15 protein-coding genes are annotated in these 21,322 nt (G+C 71.0%); 12 read left to right on the forward strand and 3 right to left on the reverse strand.

The annotated features are described in order from the left end of the window. The first annotated feature begins 3 nt into the window (after positions 1–3). The 6 genes from FHU40_RS18010 to FHU40_RS18035 all read left to right on the forward strand — a co-directional run bounded on the left by FHU40_RS18010 (position 4) and on the right by FHU40_RS18035 (position 9,074). The gene (locus tag FHU40_RS18010; protein ID WP_183593594.1) at positions 4–2,517 is read left to right on the forward strand and encodes an ATP-binding cassette domain-containing protein; all 2,514 of its coding nucleotides are present in this window, start codon (positions 4–6) and stop codon (positions 2,515–2,517) included. Positions 2,518–2,550: 33 nt separating this feature from the next. Then, positions 2,551–3,792 carry an aminotransferase class III-fold pyridoxal phosphate-dependent enzyme gene (locus FHU40_RS18015; protein ID WP_183593595.1) on the forward strand — a complete coding sequence of 414 codons (1,242 nt, stop codon included), beginning with the start codon at positions 2,551–2,553 and terminating at the stop codon, positions 3,790–3,792. A 177-nt stretch (positions 3,793–3,969) separates the two neighbouring features. Further along, positions 3,970–5,418, forward strand: coding sequence for an amidohydrolase family protein (locus FHU40_RS18020; protein WP_183593596.1), 1,449 nt, complete (start codon positions 3,970–3,972; stop codon positions 5,416–5,418). A 194-nt stretch (positions 5,419–5,612) separates the two neighbouring features. Further along, positions 5,613–6,041 (forward strand): Fur family transcriptional regulator, encoded by a 429-nt coding sequence (locus FHU40_RS18025; RefSeq protein ID WP_183593597.1) that lies wholly within the window; start codon positions 5,613–5,615, stop codon positions 6,039–6,041. Positions 6,042–6,110: 69 nt separating this feature from the next. Then, positions 6,111–8,381: a catalase/peroxidase HPI gene (katG, locus tag FHU40_RS18030; RefSeq protein ID WP_183593598.1), complete on the forward strand. Its 2,271-nt coding sequence runs from the start codon at positions 6,111–6,113 to the stop codon at positions 8,379–8,381. A 171-nt stretch (positions 8,382–8,552) separates the two neighbouring features. After that, on the forward strand, positions 8,553–9,074 hold the full coding sequence (locus tag FHU40_RS18035) for a Dps family protein (protein WP_246391179.1): 522 nt from the start codon (positions 8,553–8,555) through the stop codon (positions 9,072–9,074). A 13-nt stretch (positions 9,075–9,087) separates the two neighbouring features. Here the strand turns inward: FHU40_RS18035 and FHU40_RS18040 are convergent, their stop codons facing one another. Together FHU40_RS18040 and FHU40_RS18045 are read right to left on the reverse strand one after the other, a co-directional pair. Further along, on the reverse strand, positions 9,088–10,578 hold the full coding sequence (locus FHU40_RS18040) for a DHA2 family efflux MFS transporter permease subunit (protein ID WP_183593600.1): 1,491 nt from the start codon (positions 10,576–10,578) through the stop codon (positions 9,088–9,090). A 44-nt stretch (positions 10,579–10,622) separates the two neighbouring features. Then, entirely contained in the window at positions 10,623–11,870 is a 1,248-nt protein-coding gene (locus FHU40_RS18045; protein WP_183593601.1) for a class I SAM-dependent methyltransferase, read from the reverse strand. A 235-nt stretch (positions 11,871–12,105) separates the two neighbouring features. Between FHU40_RS18045 and FHU40_RS18050 the strand changes: the two genes are divergently transcribed. From FHU40_RS18050 to phoA, 3 genes are all read left to right on the forward strand, one after another. Next, complete coding sequence (locus tag FHU40_RS18050) at positions 12,106–13,761, forward strand: acyl-CoA synthetase (RefSeq protein ID WP_183593602.1); 1,656 nt, start codon at positions 12,106–12,108, stop codon at positions 13,759–13,761. A gap of 81 nt (positions 13,762–13,842) precedes the next feature. Continuing rightward, entirely contained in the window at positions 13,843–14,262 is a 420-nt protein-coding gene (locus FHU40_RS18055) for a VOC family protein (protein ID WP_183593603.1), read from the forward strand. 169 nt (positions 14,263–14,431) lie between these two features. Next, positions 14,432–15,859 (forward strand): alkaline phosphatase, encoded by a 1,428-nt coding sequence (gene phoA / locus FHU40_RS18060; RefSeq protein WP_183593604.1) that lies wholly within the window; start codon positions 14,432–14,434, stop codon positions 15,857–15,859. Between the two features lie 70 nt (positions 15,860–15,929). Here phoA and FHU40_RS18065 read toward each other — a convergent pair whose 3' ends face one another. Next, a complete protein-coding gene (locus tag FHU40_RS18065; protein ID WP_183593605.1) occupies positions 15,930–16,715 on the reverse strand; it encodes an SDR family NAD(P)-dependent oxidoreductase in 786 nt (261 codons plus the stop codon). A gap of 170 nt (positions 16,716–16,885) precedes the next feature. Here FHU40_RS18065 and leuS point away from each other — a divergent pair, with 170 nt between their 5' ends. From leuS to FHU40_RS18080, 3 genes are all read left to right on the forward strand, one after another. Further along, entirely contained in the window at positions 16,886–19,369 is a 2,484-nt protein-coding gene (gene leuS / locus FHU40_RS18070) for a leucine--tRNA ligase (RefSeq protein WP_183593606.1), read from the forward strand. Between the two features lie 71 nt (positions 19,370–19,440). After that, positions 19,441–20,295, forward strand: a complete 855-nt coding sequence (locus FHU40_RS18075) for a DegV family protein (protein ID WP_183593607.1) — start codon at positions 19,441–19,443, stop codon at positions 20,293–20,295. A 96-nt stretch (positions 20,296–20,391) separates the two neighbouring features. Then, the gene (locus FHU40_RS18080) at positions 20,392–21,321 is read left to right on the forward strand and encodes a helix-hairpin-helix domain-containing protein (RefSeq protein ID WP_183593608.1); all 930 of its coding nucleotides are present in this window, start codon (positions 20,392–20,394) and stop codon (positions 21,319–21,321) included. The last annotated feature ends 1 nt before the right edge of the window (position 21,322 follow it).

Here is a 21,322-nt window from a genome sequence, read left to right on the forward strand (position 1 = left end):
TGAATGTCTTCATCTGGGCCCCTTGAGCCGGTTCTGAGCCTGCGGGGCATCACGAAGACCTACCCGGGCGTCCGTGCGCTCAACAACGCTTCATTGGATGTGTACCCCGGAGAGGTACTGGGCCTCGTCGGCGGCAACGGTGCCGGCAAGTCGACGCTCATCGGCGTGACGTGCGGGGCCGTCCCTCCGGACAGCGGGTCCGTCGAGCTCGCCGGGCAGGACCTGGTCGGCAGCGGATCGAGCCGCACGCGTGAGCTGGGCCTGTCGGTCGTGCACCAGCACCCTGCCCTCATGCCGCATCTGACCGTCGTCGAGAACATGCTCCTCGGCGTTCCAGCGCACGAGCGCCCGAGCTTCTCGGACGCTCGTGCGTGGGCCGACCGGCAGCTGCGCGAGTGGGGCTACCAGATCGACGTCGCGGCCAGGGTCCACGACGTCCCCGTGGCTCAACGCCATGCCGTCGAGATCGCGCGCGCTCTCGTCGGCAACCCGAAGGTGGTGATGTTCGATGAGCCGACGGAGGCGTTCACCCGGCAGGAGGTCGCGACCTTCTTCGAGCAGATCCGTCGCCTGACGGCTCGCGGAGTGGGTGTGTTGTACATCAGCCACCGACTGCCCGAGGTGTTCGAGATCTGCGATCGCATCATCTCGATGCGCGACGGAGTGCTGGGCACCGCAGCGCCCACCTCCAGTCTGTCCGAAGCGGACGTGATCGGGCAGATCGTCGGTCGGTCGGTCGGAGCGATCTATCCGGACAAGCGGCCGACTGCCGCCGAGTCCCGGACGCTGCTCGACGTGTGCGATCTCCAGACGGCATCGGGTGCTCGTGGATCCTTCACGCTCCGCGCTGGAGAGATCGTGGGGCTGGCCGGGGTCGAAGGCAACGGTCAACGCGAGTTCCTGCGAGGGCTCGCCGGTCACGACGTGGTGAGTGGTCGGGTGCTCGTCGACGGCGAGGCGGTGTCCGTCGCGACGCCGAGCAGAGCGGCCGGCTCCGGGATCGCGCTGGTGCCGCAGGATCGTGTGATCGAGGGCCTGGCCATGCAGATGTCGGTGCGGGAGAACCTGACCCTCGGCTCCCTGCCGAGCGTGTCTCGGGCCGGGTTCATCTCGAACCGTGAGGAGTCGCGCGCCGTCGCGGGGTCCATCGCCAGCCTTGCGATCAAGACGCCGCACAGTGAGGCGACCATCAGCCAGCTCTCCGGGGGAAATCAGCAGAAGGTGCTGATCGGTCGCACCTTGCTGGCTGACCCCCGGGTCGTGCTCTTCGACGAGCCGACCCAGGGAGTGGACGTGGGGGTGCGCGCCGACATCTACCGGCTGCTGCGCGAGGAGGCGGACGCAGGCAAGGCAGTCGTCGTCCTGAGCTCCAACAGCTCAGAGCTGGTGGGTCTGTGTGACACCGTGCTGGTCTTCTCGAGAGGGCAGATCACGAGGTCGTTGGCTGAGGACGGCGTCCACGAGACGGACATCGCCGAGGCGGCGCACCGCGCCGATCTGCTGACCACCGAGGTCGACCACGACCCAGCGGCGACCACCCGCTCCCGATCCGGAAGACTGACCGGGTTCCTGGCCGGCGACTACGGGCCGAGCGGCCTGCTGGCGGTCGCGATCGTGGTGCTGGGTGCCGTCGCCGCGAACCAGAACTCACTGTTCCTGTCGACGTTCAGCATCCGGAACATTCTGCTGCTGATGGCGCCGCTGCTGTTCCTGGCCGCGGCGCAGCAAGTGGTCATGCTCACCGGCGGGATCGACATCTCGGTCGGACCGTTGGCGGGCCTGTTGGTCGTCATCGCGTCGTTCTACCTCGTCGACGGCCAGAATCTGTCGGTCTGGATCACCGGCCTACTGCTGATGCTGGCCACGGCCTGCGCGGTGGGTCTGACGAACGGGGCACTGGTCCGGTTCGGCATGGTTCTGCCGATCGTCGCCACGCTGGTGACGAACGTCGGGCTGCAGGGCTTCTCACTCACCCTGCGACCGACCCCAGGCGGGGCGATCGCCACCCGGATCACCGATGCGCTGACGTACTCGATCGGCTTCATGCCGGTCTCGGTGATCGTCGGCGTGCTGTTCATGATCGGGCTGGAGCGCTGGTTGCGTCGGTCGCGGGCCGGGATGTCGATCCGGGCGGTCGGGTCCTCGGAGTCGGCGGCGCACCGCATCGGCATCCGCCTGACGCCGACACACATGCTCGCGTACCTGCTCTCGTCCGTCTTCACCCTGCTCGGTGCGCTGTGCTTCATGGCGCAGACGGGAGTCGGCGACGCCACAGCGGGAGTCAGCCTGACCTTCGCGAGCATCACCGCGGTGGTGCTCGGCGGCGCATCGGTGTTCGGCGGACGGGGGAGCTTCATCGGCGCGCTACTCGGCGCGGCGTTCCTGCAGGTGCTCCAGAACGCGGCCGTGTTCATGGGGCTGTCCACCGCCTGGCAGTACGCGTTGCTCGGCTGCCTCGCTCTGACGGCGACCGCCCTCTACGCGCGGGTGCGGCGGACCGATGCCGCCAACCTGTGACCCCGCACGGTCCTTTGATTCGGAGATGGAGAGATGACGAACACCAGCACCACCCTTCGTGAGTCCGCCGACCATCGCCTTCGCAGCCGCGCCGCGCGCGTGGTTCCGGGCGGCATGTACGGGCACCAGCGAGCCGGCCTCTTCCCGGCGAACTTCCCGCAGTTCCTGGCCGGCGGCAACGGGGCGATCATCCGCGACGTCGACGGTCGTGAGTTCATCGACTTCCTGCTCGGGTACGGACCGATGGTGCTGGGCTACCAGCATCCCGCGGTCGAGGAGGCGGCGGCGCGCCAACGAGCGCTCGCGGACTGTCAGAACGCCCCGTCCGAGCGGATGGTCGAGCTGGCCGAGCTGTTGGTCGACATGGTCGACCACGCCGACTGGGCGTACTTCGCGAAGAACGGAACGGACGCCACCACGACCGCCTTGACGATCGCGCGGGCGGCGACCGGACGAGCGAAGATCCTCGTCGAGCGACACAGCTATCACGGAGCGGCGCCCTGGTGCACGCCGGGAGTCGCCGGGATCCAGGCCGCGGATCGCGAGAACATCGTCTACTTCGACTACAACGACCTGGCGAGCCTGCGCGACGCGTTCGCCGAGGCCGATGGCGATCTGGCCGGCGTGATCATCACCCCGTTCAAGCACAACGACGGGGTCGATCAGGAGCTCATCACCGCCGAGTTCGCCGGGGCCCTGCGGACGGGGTGCGACGCGGCCGGTGCCGTACTCATCCTCGACGACGTGCGGTGTGGGATGCGGCTCCACCTGGGCAGCAGTTGGCGCGACGTCGACGTGGAGCCGGATCTCAGCGTGTGGGGCAAGGCGATCAGCAACGGCTACGCCGTGTCGGCGATCCTGGGTCGCGAGTCTCTGCGCGATGCAGCCACCTCGATCTTCAGCACCGGGACCTTCTGGTTCGCCGCGGTGCCCATGGCGGCGGCGCTCGCCACGATCGCCGAGTTGCGGAGGATCGACGGAGTCGGCCTGCAACGCCGAGCGGGTGACCGCTTCAAGGCCGGCCTGGTCGATCAGGCCAATGCCGCCGGGTTCGAGATCGCGTACACCGGGCCGAGCCAGATGCCGTACCTGCGGTTCGTCGATGACGTCGACCACAAACTGAGCTTCGAGTTCTCGGAGGCAGCCCTCGAGCACGGGGTCTATCTCCATCCGCGGCACAACTGGTTCGTGAGCACCGCACACACCGACGAGGTGATCGATCGGGCGCTCGAGGGGACCGGCATGGCCTTCAATCAGCTGGCCTCGGCTCGCTGATCTCCCTACTGTGAAGGAAATAGGTGACCTGCGTTGACCACGTACTTGCTTCGCGGCGGCCTGATCGTCGACGGCACCGGAAACCCTGGGTACCGAGCGGACCTCGCTATCGAGGAGGGGACGATCCGGATCGTCCGAAGGCCCAAGGATGCCCCCGTCGGGGCAACCCAGATCGATGTGTCGGGGCTCGTGGTGGCCCCGGGCTTCATCGACATGCATTCGCACACCGGCCTGACGATCCTCGATGAGCCGCAACACAGCCCGAAGCTCACCCAGGGCGTCACCACCGAGCTGGTGGGCGTCGACGGTCTCTCCTACGCGCCGTTCGAGACGTCCAAGGACCTCGAGCTGTTCGCTCGGATGAACGCGGGCCTCGACGGTCTTCCGGAGATCGCCTTCGACTGGGGCTCGGTCGACAGCTATCTCCGCCGGTTCGACGTCGGGGTGGGCGTCAACGTCGCGATGCTGATGGGGAACTCCGCGCTGCGGATCGCCGCGGTCGGGTGGGACGAGGGGGAGGCCTCTGCCGAGCAGATCGCCACGATGCGCCGGCTCGTCGGCCGGGGGATGCGCGAGGGAGCATTCGGCATCTCGACGGGTCTCGACTACCCGCCGGGCAGCTACGCGTCCACCGACGAGCTCGTCGAGCTCTGTCGCGAGGTGTACGGGCTCGGCGGGCTCTACCACACCCATGTTCGCTACTGGCTCGGCGATCGGCACCTCGATCCCTTCAAGGAGGCCTTCGAGATCAGCGAGCGAAGTGGCGCTCGCCTCCACGTCACGCACATGTACACGCGTGACTACATCCCGGACGGGGTCGGTGCTCTGGTCGGCCTGCTCGACGAGACCTACGCCGGTGGGGTCGATGTGTCGTTCGACGTGTATCCGTTCGAGTGGACCGGAACCCGGTCGACGATCTACCTGCCGCAGTGGATCCAGTCGGGAGGCCCGGACGAGACGCTGCGCCGGTTGGCGGATCCGGAGTGTCGGCGGCGGTTCGTGCAGGACCTGACGGATGCCGACCCTCGGGACTCCTGGCGTACGCAGATGGACTACGTGTTCGTCGGATATCTCGCGGGTGGCAAGAACGAGAAGTTCGAGAGCTGGACGCTGGGCGAGATCGCCCGCTATCGCGGTGTCGACGTGGTCGACGCCTTCTTCGATCTGCTCATCGACGAAGACCTGCGGGTCGCGGAGGTGTTGTCCCCGGGGCCCCCCGGCAACCGGCTGCAGACATTCCTGACACACCCATTGGGCATGATCGGCACGGATGCGATGTACCTGGGGGACCGGCCCAGCCCGCGGTCCTACGGCAGCTTCACCAGGATCCTCGGCGAGTTCGTCCGTGGCGACTCGATGATGCCGCTCAGGGAGGCCATCCGCAGGTTCACCTCGTATCCCGCGCAGCGCCTCGGTCTCAAGCAGCGGGGCATGCTGCGCGACGGCCTGGTGGCCGACGTGACCGTCTTCGACCCTGCGACGGTCAGGTCGAACGCCACCCACGCCCACCCTCGGACGGAGTCGACGGGCATCGAGCATGTGTTCGTCAACGGTGAGCAGGTGCTGCGTGACGGCGCGCTCTCCGGGCGTCTTGCGGGCCGCGCCCTGCGCTTCGGGAACGACTGACACGCTGCTGCCGGGCGCCCTCGGCCGCGAGGTCGCCTCGGCAGGCACATCACTTCTGAAGCCGTCCGTCACGTCACCCGAGCCGGGTGACGTGACGGACGGCTTCGTCGCATTTCGGTACGGGCTCGCGGGTGCACCGCCGCGAGCCGGCGATGATTCTTGACTGGTTCAAGAAAGCCGGTCAGACTGCAGTCATGACCACCGACGCCGAGCGGCTGCTGCGGGAGGCGGGGTTGCGGGTCACCCGCCCGCGGCTCGCGGTCCTGGGCGCGGTCCACACGCATCCGCACGCCGACACCGAGTCCATCATCGCCGCCGTACGCCGCGACCTGCCAGACGTCTCGCACCAGGCGGTCTACGACTCCCTGCACACGCTGAGCGCGAACGGGCTGGTGCGCCGCATTCAGCCGTCGGGATCGGTGGCCCGCTACGAGTCGCGGGTCAACGACAACCACCACCACGTGGTCTGCCGTTCGTGCGGCGTCATCGCCGACGTCGACTGCGCCGTCGGCCACACCCCGTGCCTGACCGCCTCCGACGACTCCGGCTTCCGGATCGACGAGGCCGAGGTCATCTACTGGGGCCTGTGCCCCTCCTGCTCCACCGTGACAGCACCCGCATGACACCCGGCATCAAACCTGGCATCACACCGAAGTGTTGAGAATCCTGTTGGAAGGAAGCGCGAGACAACAATGACCGAGAGCAACGAGAACCCGACCGCGGTCGACCCGCAGGGCGTGGAGCGCAAGGCGGAAGGGGGATGTCCGGTCGTGCACGGCAGTGGCAGCGAGAGCGAGAACCCCGCGATCGCCTCGCCGACGCCGAGGACGGGCGGCCGCCCGCACACCAACCAGGACTGGTGGCCCAACCAGCTCGATCTGTCCGTGCTGCACTCGAACTCGGCGGAGACCAACCCGCTGGGTGCGGACTTCAGCTACGCCGAGGAGTTCGAGAAGCTCGACATCGAGGAGCTCCGCAAGGACATCGTCGAGGTGCTCAACACCTCGCAGGAGTGGTGGCCGGCCGACTTCGGCCACTACGGCGGCCTGTTCGTCCGGATGAGCTGGCACGCGGCCGGCACCTACCGCATCCACGACGGCCGCGGTGGCGCGGGCCAGGGCGCGCAGCGCTTCGCCCCGCTCAACAGCTGGCCGGACAACGTCGGCCTCGACAAGGCCCGGCGCCTGCTGTGGCCGGTCAAGCAGAAGCACGGCCAGAAGATCTCCTGGGCCGACCTGCTCGTGTACGCCGGCAACGTGGCGCTCGAGGACATGGGCTTCAAGACCTTCGGCTTCGGTTTCGGCCGCGCGGACATCTGGGAGCCGGAGGAGATCTACTGGGGCCCGGAGGACACCTGGCTGGGCGACGAGCGCTACAGCGGCGAGCGTGACCTCGCCAACCCGCTCGGCGCCGTCCAGATGGGCCTCATCTACGTCAACCCCGAGGGCCCGAACGGCAACCCGGACCCGCTGGCCTCGGCCCGCGACATCCGCGAGACCTTCGCCCGGATGGCGATGAACGACGAGGAGACCGTCGCGCTGATCGCCGGCGGGCACACCTTCGGCAAGACCCACGGCGCCGGCGACGCGGCCCTGGTGGGCCCCGAGCCGGAGGCCGCGCCGCTGGAGGAGCAGGGCCTGGGCTGGCGGGGCTCGTTCGGCACCGGCAAGGGCGACGACACGATCAGCTCGGGCCTCGAGGTCACCTGGACCTACCACCCCACCCGGTGGGACAACGAGTTCTTCCACATCCTCTTCGCCTACGAGTGGGAGCTGACGAAGTCGCCCGCCGGTGCGTACCAGTGGCGGCCCAAGAACGGCGCGGGCGCCGACATGGTGCCGATGGCGCACGACCCGTCCAAGCGCCGCGAGCCGCGGATGCTCACCTCCGACCTGGCCCTGCGCTTCGACCCGGAGTACGGCAAGATCTCGCAGCGGTTCCTGGAGCACCCCGACGAGTTCGCCGAGGCGTTCGCGAAGGCCTGGTACAAGCTGCTGCACCGCGACATGGGTCCGGTGGAGCGCTACCTCGGCCCCCTGGTCGCCCCGACGCAGCCCTGGCAGGACCCGGTGCCGGCGGTCGACCACGAGCTCGTGGGTGACCGCGACGTCGCCGCGCTCAAGGCGAAGGTGCTCGACTCCGGCCTCTCGGTCTCGGAGCTGGTCTCGACCGCGTGGGCCTCGGCGGCGACCTTCCGCTCGACCGACAAGCGCGGTGGAGCGAACGGCGCCCGCATCCGGCTCGAGCCGCAGCGCGGCTGGGCCGTCAACCAGCCCCAGCAGCTCGCGTCCGTCCTCGAGAAGCTCGAGGGCATCCAGCGCGAGTTCAACGAGGCCGGCGGCGCGCAGATCTCGCTGGCCGACCTCATCGTGCTGGCCGGCTCCGCGGCCGTCGAGAAGGCCGCCAAGGACGGCGGCGTCGACGTGACGGTGCCGTTCCGCCCGGGTCGCACCGACGCCTCGCAGGAGCAGACCGACGTCGACTCGTTCGCGGTGCTCGAGCCCCGAGCGGACGGCTTCCGCAACTACGTGCGCGAGGGCGAGAAGGTCCAGCCCGAGGTGCTGCTGGTCGACCGTGCCTACATGCTCGGGCTCAACGCTCCCGAGATGACGGTCCTGGTCGGTGGCCTGCGGGCGCTCGACGCCAACGTCGGCGGTGCGCAGCACGGCGTCCTCACCGACCGGCCGGGCGTGCTCACCAACGACTTCTTCGCCAACCTCCTGGCCCCCGGGCGGGAGTGGAAGGCGTCGGCGTCGCAGGAGAACGTCTACGAGATCCGCGACCTCGGCAGCGACGAGGTGCGGTGGACGGCCACGGCGGTCGACCTGGTCTTCGGCTCGAACTCGCAGCTGCGGTCGCTCGCCGAGGTCTACGGCAGCCAGGACGCGGGCGAGAAGTTCGTCCGCGACTTCGTGGCGACGTGGGTCAAGGTCATGGAGAACGACCGGTTCGACCTGGCCTGATCGCGCAGGCGCCTGTCGCAGAGGGGCTCACGTCGTACGACGTGAGCCCCTCTCGCATGTCCGGGACCGGATCCGGGCGCGGCTGAGGCTAGGCTCACCTTTCTGGAATCATTCAAGAAAAGGTGATTGGATGGAGCCATCCCCAACGGAAGGATGACCCTCGTGACCGACATGCTGCACTCCGACCAGAGCACCCACGTCGCCCAGCCTCCGTTCACCGCTTCCGAGCAGCTGGCCACCCATCTCCAGCAGCTCGCGGTGGACCTCATCGACCTGCACCTGGTGGCCAAGCAGGCGCACTGGAACGTCGTCGGCCTCAACTTCCGAGACCTGCACCTGCAGCTCGACGAGGTCGTCGACGCCGCCCGTGAGTTCTCCGACCAGGTCTCCGAGCGGATGCGGGCGATCTACGTGACCCCCGACGGCCGCGCGACGACCGTCGCGGCGCAGTCCAGCCTTCCGGACTTCCCGACCGGCGAGGTCAACACCGCGCAGGCCGTCGACCTGATCGCGGCCAGCCTGTACGCCGTCTCCGGGACCGCCCGTCGGATCCACGACGACGTCGACGCCGAGGACCCCACCACCGCGGACATCCTGCACGCGATCATCGAGCGCATCGAGCAGCTCGCCTGGATGATCGACGCCGAGAACCGGATCGCCAACTCCAGCCTGCCCCGCCCGATCCACCGCTGACCGGCTCGGCAGGTCAGGCGTCGAAGCCGTCGTGGCGAGGTCGCTCGAAGCAGGCCACGACGGCCAGGCCGAGCACCAGCACGACCGCGGGCAGCAGCATCGACTGCGACATCGCGGCGGCGAACCCCTCGACGACCTCGGGGGGCAGCTGGCTCAGGCCCGACTCCGGCGCGGCGGAGGGGTCCAGCCCCTCCGCCGCCAGCCGGCCGTCCATGAGCACCGCGATGCCGGCCGCCCCGAGCACGGACCCGACCTGCCGGGTCGCGTTGTAGACGCCGGCGCCGGCGCCGGCCTGGTGCTCGGGCAGGTTGCGGCTGGTGGTGGTGGAGTTCGGCGCCCAGATGAACGCGTTGCCGACGCCCATCCCGGCCGTGGCCAACAGCAGCTCCCAGGTGTGGGAGTCCACGGTCATCACCTGGGAGAGCCACCCGAACGACGCCGCCATCACCGCGAACCCGAAGCCGATCAGCAGCCGCGGGTGCACCCGGTCGGTGAGCCGCCCGACCCGCCTGGCGAGCAGGATCGCCAGCACCGCCATCGGCACCAGCAGCAGCGCGGCCTCCGTCGGGCTCATCCCGCGCACGCCCTGGGCGTAGAGCATCAGCGGGAACGCCATCGCGGTGATCGCGAAGCCGACGACGGCGATGGCCGCGTTGCCGAGTGAGAAGTTGCGGTCGTGGAACAGCGTCAGGGGCACGAGCGGCTCGCGCTGGTTGCGCCACTGCCACCAGACGAATGCCCCGAGCACCACCAGGCCGCCGAGGATCATCGCCCAGATCCACGGCGCCCAGTCCTGCTGATGCCCCTCCTGGATGCCGAAGACCAGGAGGAACATCCCCACGCCGGACAGCACCACGCCGCCCCAGTCGAAGTCGCGCGAGTGCGTCTCGAGCGCCGGCACCAGTCGCACCGCGAGCACGAGGGCCACCGCGACGAGCGGGATGTTGACGAGGAAGATCCACTCCCAGCCGAGCGCATCGACGAGTACGCCGCCCATGAGCGGGCCGAGGAGCGTCGAGACGCCGACGGTGAGGCCCCAGACCGCCATCGCCCGACCCCGAACGACGGGCGGGAAGATCCGGGTGATGATCGCCATCGTCTGCGGCGCCATCATGGCCGCTCCGAGGCCCTGCGCGACCCGGGCGACGATCAGCATCTCGACCGTGGTCGTCAGTCCGCACCACAGCGAGGCCGCGCCGAACACCGCCAGCCCGAGCAGGTAGATGCGCCGGGGCCCGAAGCGATCGCCGAGCCGGCCGGTGATCAGCACCGGCACGGCGTAGGCGAGCAGGTAGGCACTGGTCACCCAGACCGCCTGGTTCACGTCCGCATCGAGCGCCGTGATGATCGCCGGCGTCGCGACCGAGACGATCGTCATGTCGACGAGAATCAGGAAGAAGCCCACGCACAGGGCGACCAGGGCGGCCCACGGCCGGTCGGTCGAGCCGGCGGCCGAGTGCCGGTCGGCCGGATCCGCGAGCCGCGGGGGGAGTGTCGAGGTCATCTCTCTCCTCAGAACTCAGGTCAGAACTCAGGTCAGGACTCGGGTCAGAACTCGGGCGACCGGGCGAGCAGGGCCCGGCCGAGCAGCCGCTGCCCCGAGGGCACGCGGAAGTGCGCCTGCGGCACGGGTACGGCGTACACCGCGTAGACGCCCTCGCGCGCCGGCACTCGCACCCGGGTGGCCGTCGCCGGCAGCCCGGCCTCCTCGACCAGGTCGAGCGTCTGCGCGATCGTGCGCTGCTGCAGCCGTGGCCAGACGCTGTCGAAGAACGCCTGCTGCGGGCGGTCGGTCACCATGTTCGCGAGCAGCACCAGCCCGCCCGGCCGGGTGATCGAGGCCGCGGCGCGGAGCAGGTGCGCGGCGATCCGGTAGCCCATCCGGCTGGTGGGGATGTGCTCGAAGAGCCCGACGAGGTCCACCACGTCGACGCTGGCCGGCTCGACGTAGGAGGTGATCGGCGTCTTGAGGAAGTTCTTGCGGAGCAGCTCGACGCGGTCGGCGTGCCCGCGGATGCTCGCCTGGCCGGCGACGGTCGCGAGTGCCAACGGGTCGTGGTCGACGAACACGGCCCGGTCCACGGGCCGGCCCTGTGCCTCGAGCCGGTCGACCAGGTCGAGGACCGGCCCGCTCGCACCACACGCCAGGCTGAGGGTGCGCACGGGCTGGTCGTTCGTCCGGTCGCGGAGATGCTCGTGCACCAGGTCGAAGGCGCAGTCGGCGCGGGTGCGCACCGCATGGGAGTCCGTGACTCCGATCAGGTAGTCGCGCGAGGTGAGTCCGTACTCGTCCGCGTTGTCGTCGAGCGCCCCGCCCGCGAAGAAGTCCCGGTAGCGGCCGAGGATGCGATCCGCGCCCGCCGGGCTGTTCTCCTGGGTGATCAGGTCGCGCGCCGATCGGGTGCCCTGGTCGAAGAGCGGTGCGTCGTACGCCGCCGGGTCGATGCCCTGCGCCGGGGTGGCGAGTCCACCGACGTCGTAGAGCGTGTGCAGCGCGACCGCCCGTTTGGCCACCCCCCACCAGGCCCGGCCGGCCGGATGGGTCTCGGCGTCGAAGAGCCACTGCACGAAGTCGGGCCGGGCGACCTGCTCGGCCAGGGCCCGGTCGACCTGGCCCTGCGTGTGCTCGCTCAGCTCGAAGCGCGGGGCCGGGTCGGTGAGCGCGACGTCCAGTCCGGTGCTCGCGAGGCGGTTGACCTCCTCCATGACGGTCGGCTGTACGCCGAGGCGCCCGACGGGGGCCTCCGTCCTCGGTGCCTGGTCGGCCAGCCGGTCGGTGCCTGATGCCTGGTGCACGATGGTGTCTCCGTCGCTCTGCTGGGGGCCGCGACGCTGGGGCGCGTGACCGGGACCTTCCTGGCCCCAGACCGAGACGCTAGGGACGAGGAGGCGCCGCCGACCGGCTCTTGAGCCACGGAAAGGGGTGGATGCTCGCCGGCCGCAGCCGCGGCCCCGATGCGGTGGTCGCCGCCTCCCGGAGCGGCTACCATCGCGCGGAACAAGAACCTGTTCTAGTGCGAGGTGGTCGTCGATGCCCGGTCCCCGTCCCCACGGCTTCAACCTCTCGACGGTGTTCTCCACGGTCGCCGCGGCGGTGCCCGACCAGGAGGTGCTGGTCTGGCGTGACCGACGGCCGACGTACGCCGAGACGGATGCCCGCGCCTCGGGCCTCGCGCGGCTGCTGGTCGAGCGCGGCCTGGGCTGCCACACCGAGCGGGACCGGCTGGCCGGCCACGAGTCCGGCCAGGACCACCTCGGGATCTACCTGCACAACGGCAACGAGTATCTCGAGGCGATGGTCGGCTCCTACCGCGCCCGGGTCGCGCCGTTCAACGTCAACTACCGCTACGTCGAGGAGGAGCTGGTCTACCTGCTCACCGACGCGCGGACCAGGGCGCTGGTCTACCACGCCGAGTTCGCGCCGCGGCTGGCGGCGATCCGCGACCAGCTGCCCGACCTCGACCTGTTGATCCAGGTCGCCGACGAGTCGGGTCACGCGCTGCTGCCCGGGGCGGTCGACTACGAGGAGGCCCTGCGCACGCCCGAGCCGGTGGCCGGGATGCCGGAGCCCGACGGCGACGACCTCTACGTCCTCTACACGGGCGGCACCACCGGCATGCCCAAGGGCGTGCTGTGGCGCAACGACGACATCTACGTCAGCTCCATGGGCGGCACGCCCTTCGGCACGACCGAGCCGTTCGCGTCGTACGACGCCATCGCGCAGCACGCCCGCGACGCGGGCGGCACCATGCGGCTGCTGATGATCCCGCCGTTCATGCACGGCGCCGCGCAGTGGTCGACGTTCCACACGATCACCAGCGGCGGCACGATCGTGCTGCCCGACGAGGTGCGCCGCCTGGTGCCGGGCGACGCCCTCGCGATCGCCGCCCGTGAGCGGGTGGTGAGCATCCCGGTCGTCGGCGACGCCGTCGCGCTGCCCCTGATCGAGGAGGTCGAGCGCGGTGGCCACGACCTGTCCGGACTCGCCGCCTTCAACAACGGCGGCGCGCCGCTGACGCCGGGCGTGCGCGACCGGATCCTCGAGGCGCTGCCGCACATCCTGGTGATGGACGCCGCGGGCGCCTCGGAGACCGGGCTCCAGATGAGCTCGCTGTCGCTCAAGGGCATGGAGGCCGGCACGGCGACGTTCGACCCGGTGCCGACGACGGTGGTGGTCGACGACCTCTTCACGCGGGTGCTCGGGGCCGGCGAGGGGGAGGGGTGGCTCGCCCAGCGCGGCCGGGTGCCGCTCGGCTACCTCGGTGACGCACCCAAGACCGGGCGCACCTTCCCGGTGATCGACGGTGAGCGGTTCTCGATCCCCGGTGACCGCGCGGTGGTCGACGACGAGGGCAGGATCGTGCTGCTCGGCCGCGACGGCGTCACCATCAACTCCGGCGGCGAGAAGATCTTCGTCGAGGAGGTCGAGCGCGCGCTGGCCGCGCATCCGGCCGTCCGCGACGTCGTGGTGGTCGGCCGCCCCTCGGAGCGCTGGGGGAGCGAGGCGGTCGCCGTGATCCAGCTCGAGGACCACGCGACGGCCACCGACGCGGAGCTGCTCGCCGAGGCCGAGCGGCACATCGCCCGCTACAAGGTGCCGAAGGCGATCATCCGGGTCTCCAGCGTGCAGCGGTCCCCGTCGGGCAAGGCGGACTACCGTTGGGCGAAGGCGCAGGCGGTGGGCTGAGGTCGGATCCGTGAGGCCGCGATGAGTACGCCGCCCGGCGCCGGTCGAACCGGTATCCGATTCCCACACCAGGAGGCGACCGTGGCCACCCAGCTGAACCCCTACCTGAACTTCCGAGGCCAGGCCCGCGAGGCGATGACCTTCTACCAGTCCGTCCTCGGCGGCCAGCTCGATGTGATGACCTTCGCCGACATGGGCGGCATGGGCGTGCCCGAGTCCGAGGCCGCGCAGGTCATGCACTCGTCGCTGGGCGTCTCCGACGCCGTGCAGCTGATGGGCTCCGACGTGCCGAGCCAGATGGAGGGCGACTTCGTCAACGGTCGGATCTCGCTCAGCGGTGACGACCGGGCGACGCTGCAGCGGTGGTTCGAGGGGCTCGCCGAGGGCGGCACGGTCAACATGCCGCTGGAGAAGGCACCCTGGGGCGACTGGTTCGGCGACCTCACCGACCGCTTCGGCGTGAGCTGGCTGGTGAACATCGCGGGCACCGACGGGGACTGACCGGCCCGACGGCGTACGCGCGGCCGCGCGCCGAGGCCGATGACCCTCATCGAGGTCATCGGGCCGGCGTCGTCCGGCCACCCGCGCGCCGTTGCGCGTTCACCGGCGCATGGTCGGCTCGCATCCGGGGCCGCTCCGGTCCCTCCCCACTTCTCGGAAGGACTCTCGGATGCACCTGCGCCTCTCCCGACAGCACCGGCGGGCCGCGGTCGCTCTCGCCGCCGTCACCGTGGTCGGCACCACCAGCGGCCTCGCCGTCGCCGGTGGCGGCCGGCACCACGACCCGGCGCCGGACGACCTCACCGCACACGCGGGAGCCACCCGCAACGACGGCGACCGCACCACCCAGGTGCGCAAGGCCGTCGAGGGCGGTCACGCCCGCAACGTGATCCTGCTCATCGGCGACGGCATGGGTGACTCGGAGATCACCGCCGCCCGCAACTACGCCGAGGGCGCCGCCGGCCGCTTAGCCGGCATCGACGCGCTGCCGCTGACCGGCCAGTACACGACGTACTCGCTCTCGAAGGCGACCGGCCTGCCCGACTACGTGCCCGACTCGGCCGCCACCGGCTCCGCGTGGGCGACCGGCACGAAGACCTACGACAACGCGGTCTCGGTCGACATCAAGGGCCAGCCGCAGCAGACGCTGCTCGAGCTGGCCAAGGCCCACGGCCTCAAGACCGGCGACCTGACGACCTCGGAGATCCAGGACGCCACCCCCGCGGTGCAGGTCGCGCACATCTCGGCGCGGTCCTGCTACGGACCCGACCAGACCTCGGCCACCTGCCCCGAGGCGGCGAAGGAGAACGGCGGGCTCGGGTCGATCACCGAGCAGCTGCTCGACACCCGCCCCGACGTGACGCTGGGCGGCGGCGCCACGACGTTCGCGCAGACCGCCAAGGCCGGGACCTGGACCGGCAAGACGCTCCGGCAGCAGGCCGACGAGCGCGGCTACCAGGTGGTGACCGACACTGCCGGCCTCGACGCCGTACGCCGGGCCGACCAGCGCGCGCCGCTGCTCGGCCTCTTCGCGCCGGGCAACCTGCCGGTGCGGTACGTCGGCCCCGCGGCCACGCCGGGTGGCTCGAAGCTCCCCGCGCAGCGCTGCACGGACAACCCGAACCGTCCCGCGACGCAGCCGACGCTGGCCGAGATGACGGAGAAGGCGATCGACCTGCTGGAGAACCGCAAGGGCTTCTTCCTCCAGGTCGAGGGCGCCAGCATCGACAAGCAGGACCACGCCGCCGACGCCTGCGGCCAGATCGGCGAGACCGTCGACCTCGACGAGGCCGTCCAGGTCGCGCTGGCCTACGCGAAGCGGGTCGGCCACACCTCGGTGTTCGTCACCGCCGACCACGCCCACACCAGCCAGATCATCGAGGTCGGCAGCGACTCGCCCGGCCGCACCGTCACCCTCACCACGGCCGACGACGCACCCATGACCCTCAACTACGGCACGTCGACCGGCAGCTCCCAGCAGCACACCGGCAGCCAGCTGCGGGTGGCGGGCTACGGTCCCGGCGCCGCCAACATCGTCGGCCTGACCGACCAGACCGACCTGTTCTTCACCATCCGCGACACGCTCCGGCTCCGCTGACCACCTCGGGTCGTCCGCTTCAGGAGGGTGCCTGCACCGGCCTCAGGCGGACGACCCGAACCTCGGCGCGTCAGGTGATCGTCATCCCGCCGTCGACGGCGAGCGTCTGCCCGGTGACGTAGCCGCCGGCGTCGGAGGCCAGGAAGACGACGGCGGCCGCGAGCTCGGCCGGGTCGCCCTTGCGGCCGGCGGGGATGCGCTGCTGCTGGGAGTCGAGATAGCCGGGCGGGTACTGGTCGGTCATCTCCGAGGCGAAGAAGCCCGGGGCGATCGCGTTCACGCGGATGCCCTTGCGGCCGGTCCACTGCTGGGCGAGGTCGCGGGTCATCCCGATCAGCCCGGCCTTCGACGAGGCGTACGCCGCCTGCGGGAGGCCCGCCGTGGTGAGACCGAGCACCGAGCTGATGTTGACGATGCTCGAGCCAGGCTGCATCACCCGGCCGCAGGCCTGCGCCATCCAGTAGCAGCCGTTGAGGTTCACGTCGATCACGGCCCGGAACTCGTCGGGCGTCTCCCGGGTCGCCGGCACCGCCGTACCGATCCCGGCGTTGTTGACCAGCACATCGACCCGGCCGAACTCCTCCATGGCGAGGGCGACCAGATTGGCGCACGACTCGGGGTCGGCGACGTCGGTCTCGACGGTGAGCGCGCGCCGGCCGGCGGCCTCGACGAGCCTGGCCGTCTCGGCGAGCCGGTCCGCCCGCCGGGCGCCGAGCACGAGGTCGGCTCCGGCCTCCGCGAGGCCCTGGGCGAACGCGACGCCGAGGCCGCTGGAGGCCCCGGTCACGATGGCGACCCTGCCGTCGAGCCGGAACAGATCGGGAACGCTGCGCGCGCTGCTGCCGGGTGAGCTCATGCCCGCGACTGTAGTCAGCCCGGCCGTCGGGGGTATCCTGAGGCCATGTGGAGGACCCTGCTCCTTACCTAGCCGCGTCGACGCGCACCCATCGACGCGGCCGCCCCTCGTGCCCGAGGGGCTTTTTTGTGCCCGGAGTCGACCATCCACCAGAGCATGAGAGAGACGAGATGAGCGAGCAGGAGACGTACGACGTCGAGGCCGTCCAGGAGAAGTGGCTGCCCGTCTGGGACGAGCTGCAGCCCTTCCGCGCCGACGAGGACTCGCCGCGCGAGAAGAAGTACGCGCTGACGATGTTCCCCTACCCGAGCGGCGACCTGCACATGGGGCACGCCGAGGTGACGGCGCTGCACGACGTGGTCGCGCGCTACTGGTGGCAGCGCGGCTTCGAGGTGCTGAACCCGATGGGCTGGGACTCCTTCGGCCTGCCCGCCGAGAACGCCGCCATCCGCAACGACGAGCACCCCGCGACGTACACCTACGCGAACATCGAGACGCAGTACGAGTCGTTCAAGCGCTACGGCATCTCCTTCGACTGGTCGCGCCGCCTGCACACCTCCGACCCCGAGTACTACCGCTGGACGCAGTGGCTGTTCCTGAAGTTCCGCGAGCGCGGGCTGGCCTACCGCAAGAACAGCCCGGTCAACTGGTGCCCCAACGACCAGACGGTGCTGGCCAACGAGCAGGTCGTCGACGGCAAGTGCGAGCGCTGCGGCGCCGACGTCACCAAGCGCGAGCTGACCCAGTGGTACTTCAAGATCACCGAGTACGCCCAGGAGCTGTTGGACTGCCTGGACGACCTGGAGCCGACCTGGCCGACCCGGGTCGTCACCGCGCAGCGCAACTGGATCGGCCGCTCCGAGGGCGCGCACGTCGACTTCGCGGTCGAGGGCCACGATCCGATCACCGTCTACACGACGCGTCCGGACACGATCTTCGGCACCACGTTCATGGTCGTCGCCGTCGACTCCGCGCTGGCCGAGGAGCTGGTGACCGACGGGCAGCGCGCCGCCTTCGAGACCTACCGCGACGAGATCCGCAAGGAGACGGAGATCGAGCGGCTGTCCACGGACCGCCCGACGTCCGGCGTCGACCTGGGGGTCACGGCGACCAACCCGGTCACCGGCACCCAGATCCCGGTCTGGGCGACCGACTACGTGCTGGCCGACTACGGCACCGGTGCGGTCATGGGCGTGCCCGGCGGCGACCAGCGCGACTGGGAGTTCGCCACGGTCATGGGACTGGAGATCATCCGGACGACCCAGACCCCGGAGGGGTTCGAGGGCGAGTCGTACAACGGCGAGGGACCCGCGATCAACTCGCCCGCCCCCGGCGTCGACGCACCGCTGGACATCAACGGCCTGGGCGTGGCCGAGGCCAAGCGCGCCACCATCGACTTCCTGGAGCAGCGGGGCACCGGCAAGGGCGCCGTCAACTTCCGCCTGCGCGACTGGCTGCTGAGCCGCCAGCGCTACTGGGGCGTGCCGATCCCGATCATCCACTGCGAGAAGGACGGCGAGGTCGCCGTTCCCTACGACCAGCTGCCGCTGGAGCTGCCCGAGCTGCGCGGCGCCGACCTGAAGCCCAAGGGCGTCTCGCCGCTGGCCGCGGCGTCCGAGTGGGTCGACGTCGCGTGCCCGACCTGCGGCGGCCCCGCGAAGCGGGACAGCGACACGATGGACACCTTCGTGGACTCGTCGTGGTACTTCCTGCGCTACTGCTCGCCCACCTACACCGACGGCCCGTTCGACGTCGAGAAGGCCAGGGCGTGGATGCCGGCCGACATCTACGTCGGCGGCGTCGAGCACGCCGTGCTGCACCTGCTGTACGCGCGCTTCTTCACCAAGGTGCTGCGCGACATGGGGATGCTGGACGTCGGCGAGCCGTTCGCCGCGCAGCTGAACCAGGGCATCGTCATCAACCAGGGCAAGAAGATGAGCAAGTCGCTGGGCAACGGCGTCAGTCTGGGGGACCAACTTGCGGCGTACGGCGTGGATGCGGTGCGGCTGACGCTGGTCTTCGCCGGTCCGCCGGAGGACGACATCGACTGGGCCGACATGTCGCCGGCCGGGTCGCTGCGCTTCCTGCAGCGCGCCTGGCGGCTGTCGGGCGACGTCACCTCGGCGCCCGGCACCGCGCCGGAGGGCGGCGACGTCGCCCTGCGGCGGGCCACCGCCCACACGGTGCACGAGGCGGCCGAGCTGATCGAGGGCTATCGCTTCAACGTGATGGTCGCGCGGGTCATGGAGCTGGTGAACGCGACCCGCAAGGCCATCGACCTACCGGAGTCTCGCGGAGGCTGCGGCCCCGCCGACCCCGCGGTGCGGGAGGCGACCGAGGCCGTCGCGATCCTGCTGTCGCTGGTCGCGCCGTTCACGGCGGAGGAGATGTGGGAGCGGCTGGGCCACCGGCCCACCGTCGCTCGCGCCGGTTGGCCGGCCGTCGACCCGGGGCTGCTGGTCGAGGAGTCGGTCACCGCCGTCGTCCAGATCCAGGGCAAGGTCAAGGCCCGGCTGGAGGTCGCCCCGGACATCGCCGAGGCCGACCTGGAGCAGCTGGCCCTGGCCGACCCGGACGTGGTGAAGGCGATCGACGGCCGGCCGGTGCGCAAGGTCATCGTGCGCGCGCCGAAGCTGGTCAACGTCGTCGTCTGAGGGGTCGTCTGAGGGCTCGTCGGGGGCGGCACGACGAGAACGCGTTCTCGGGCGTCGTCTAACCTCTCCGCATGCCGGTCACGATCGTCACCGACTCGACCGCCAGCCTCCCCGCGGAGCTGGCCGCCGAGCGCGGCATCGTCGTGGTGCCGCTGCAGGTGGTGATCGGCGCGGAGGTCCTCGACGAGGGACCCGACGGTGCGACGCCGGAGCTGGTCGCGGCGGCCCTGAAGGAGTGGAAGCCGGTCAGCACCTCCCGGCCGGGGCCGGCCACCCTGCTCGAGGTCTATGAGCAGGCCGCCCGCGACGGCGCCACGGAGATCGTCTCGGTCCACCTGTCCGGCGACATGAGCGGCACCTTCGAGTCGGCCCAGCTGGCGGCGCGCGACGCGTCCGTGCGCGTCGTACCGATCGACACCCGGCAGGTCGGCTTCGCCACGGGCTTCGCCGCGTTGGCCGCCGCCGACGCGGTCGACGCCGGAGCCACCGCCGACGAGGCGGCCGAGGCGGCCCGGGCGCGCGCGGCGGCGTCGTCGTCGCTGTTCTACGTCGACACGCTGGAGTACCTGCGTCGCGGCGGCCGGATCGGCGCGGCCGCCGCACTGCTGGGCGGTGCGCTGGCGGTGAAGCCGCTGCTGCACATCGAGGACGGCAAGGTCGCCTCGCTGGAGCGGGTCCGTACGTCGGCTCGCGCGCTCGGCCGGCTCGAGGAGCTCGCCGTGCAGCGGGCGGGGGAGCAGGCGGTCGACGTCTGCGTCGCCCACCTCGCCAACCCGGACCGGGCCGGGCAGCTCAGCGAGCGGCTCGCCGAGCGGCTCGCGGCCAACCTCGAGGGCCGCGAGGTGTGGTGCGGTGAGCTCGGCGCGGTCCTGGGCGCGCACGTGGGCCCGGGCATGATCGCGGTCTGCGTCGCGCCCCGCGACTGAGCCGCCAACCGTCCACAGCCACCCCTCCGGCCGGCTCGTCCACAGCGGCACCCGTCGCCGCCGTTCCCGGTCGGCGGTGCTGCCTAGCGTCGCGGCATGGCCCCTCTTCGTCCTCGCGCCGACCACCAGCAGGCCGCCTCCCGGCGGCTGGAGCTGCTGACCGCCGAGCTCGCTGCCGCCCGGCCCGACCCGGCGCCGGACGACGACCCGTGGCTCGACGGACACACCAGGATCCGACCGCTGCGGGCGGTGCCCGACCCGGTCCCGGAGCCGCACCCTCCTCGGCCGCCCTCGCCGCCGCTCGTCCCGGTGCCGGGCCGGCACGCCGCCCGGCGGCCGGGTGGCCCGCCGGCGCTGGTCCCGGTGCCGCTGCGCGGCCGGATCTCGCTCGGGCCGACCCAGCTGGTCGTGGTCGCGGTGCTCGTCGCCGTCGGCATCGCGGTCACGGGGTGGTGGGTGGTGCGCGGCGACCCGGAGCGGCTGGAGGCGCCCGCGCCGGCGACCACGGGCGGCGCGGCCGCCCCTACCGCCGCCGCGGGGAGTCCGCCGTCGTCGGCGGTGCCCTCGCAGTCATCCGCACCGGTGGGCGCCGCAGGTGCGCCGGAGGTCACGGTCGACGTCACCGGCAAGGTGCGGCGACCCGGCATCGTCGTGCTCGACGCCGGGGCCCGGGTGGTCGACGCGGTCGAGGCGGCGGGCGGCTCGCGCCGCGGGGTCGACCTGTCCTCGCTCAACCTGGCTCGGGTGCTGGTCGACGGGGAGCAGGTCGTGGTCGGGGCACCGGCCCGCGCCGACCCGGGCGTGCCGGCCGGTGGAGCGGCGCCGACGGCCGGAGCCCTGGTCAACCTCAACACCGCGACCCAGGCCGAACTGGAGTCGCTGCCCGAGGTCGGTCCCGTCACCGCGCAGGCGATCCTCGCCTGGCGCAGCGAGCACGGCGGCTTCACCGCCGTCGACGAGCTGCTCGAGGTCGACGGCATCGGCGACGCGACACTCGGGCAGATCGCCCCCCACGTGACGGTGTGAG

This window comes from Nocardioides soli (assembly GCF_014191495.1).
Classification (GTDB): domain Bacteria; phylum Actinomycetota; class Actinomycetes; order Propionibacteriales; family Nocardioidaceae; genus Nocardioides; species Nocardioides soli.

What these genes read in the sequence shown, in the direction of transcription:
- FHU40_RS18010 (WP_183593594.1), top strand. Translation starts at nt 4, where the DNA reads ATGTCTTCATCTGGGCCCCTTGAGCCGGTTCTGAGCCTGCGGGGCATC.
- FHU40_RS18015 (WP_183593595.1), top strand. Translation starts at nt 2,551, where the DNA reads ATGACGAACACCAGCACCACCCTTCGTGAGTCCGCCGACCATCGCCTT.
- FHU40_RS18025 (WP_183593597.1), top strand. Translation starts at nt 5,613, where the DNA reads ATGACCACCGACGCCGAGCGGCTGCTGCGGGAGGCGGGGTTGCGGGTC.
- katG (WP_183593598.1), top strand. Translation starts at nt 6,111, where the DNA reads ATGACCGAGAGCAACGAGAACCCGACCGCGGTCGACCCGCAGGGCGTG.
- FHU40_RS18035 (WP_246391179.1), top strand. Translation starts at nt 8,553, where the DNA reads ATGCTGCACTCCGACCAGAGCACCCACGTCGCCCAGCCTCCGTTCACC.
- FHU40_RS18040 (WP_183593600.1), bottom strand. Translation starts at nt 10,578, where the DNA reads ATGACCTCGACACTCCCCCCGCGGCTCGCGGATCCGGCCGACCGGCAC.
- FHU40_RS18050 (WP_183593602.1), top strand. Translation starts at nt 12,106, where the DNA reads ATGCCCGGTCCCCGTCCCCACGGCTTCAACCTCTCGACGGTGTTCTCC.
- phoA (WP_183593604.1), top strand. Translation starts at nt 14,432, where the DNA reads ATGCACCTGCGCCTCTCCCGACAGCACCGGCGGGCCGCGGTCGCTCTC.
- FHU40_RS18065 (WP_183593605.1), bottom strand. Translation starts at nt 16,715, where the DNA reads ATGAGCTCACCCGGCAGCAGCGCGCGCAGCGTTCCCGATCTGTTCCGG.
- leuS (WP_183593606.1), top strand. Translation starts at nt 16,886, where the DNA reads ATGAGCGAGCAGGAGACGTACGACGTCGAGGCCGTCCAGGAGAAGTGG.
- FHU40_RS18075 (WP_183593607.1), top strand. Translation starts at nt 19,441, where the DNA reads ATGCCGGTCACGATCGTCACCGACTCGACCGCCAGCCTCCCCGCGGAG.
- FHU40_RS18080 (WP_183593608.1), top strand. Translation starts at nt 20,392, where the DNA reads ATGGCCCCTCTTCGTCCTCGCGCCGACCACCAGCAGGCCGCCTCCCGG.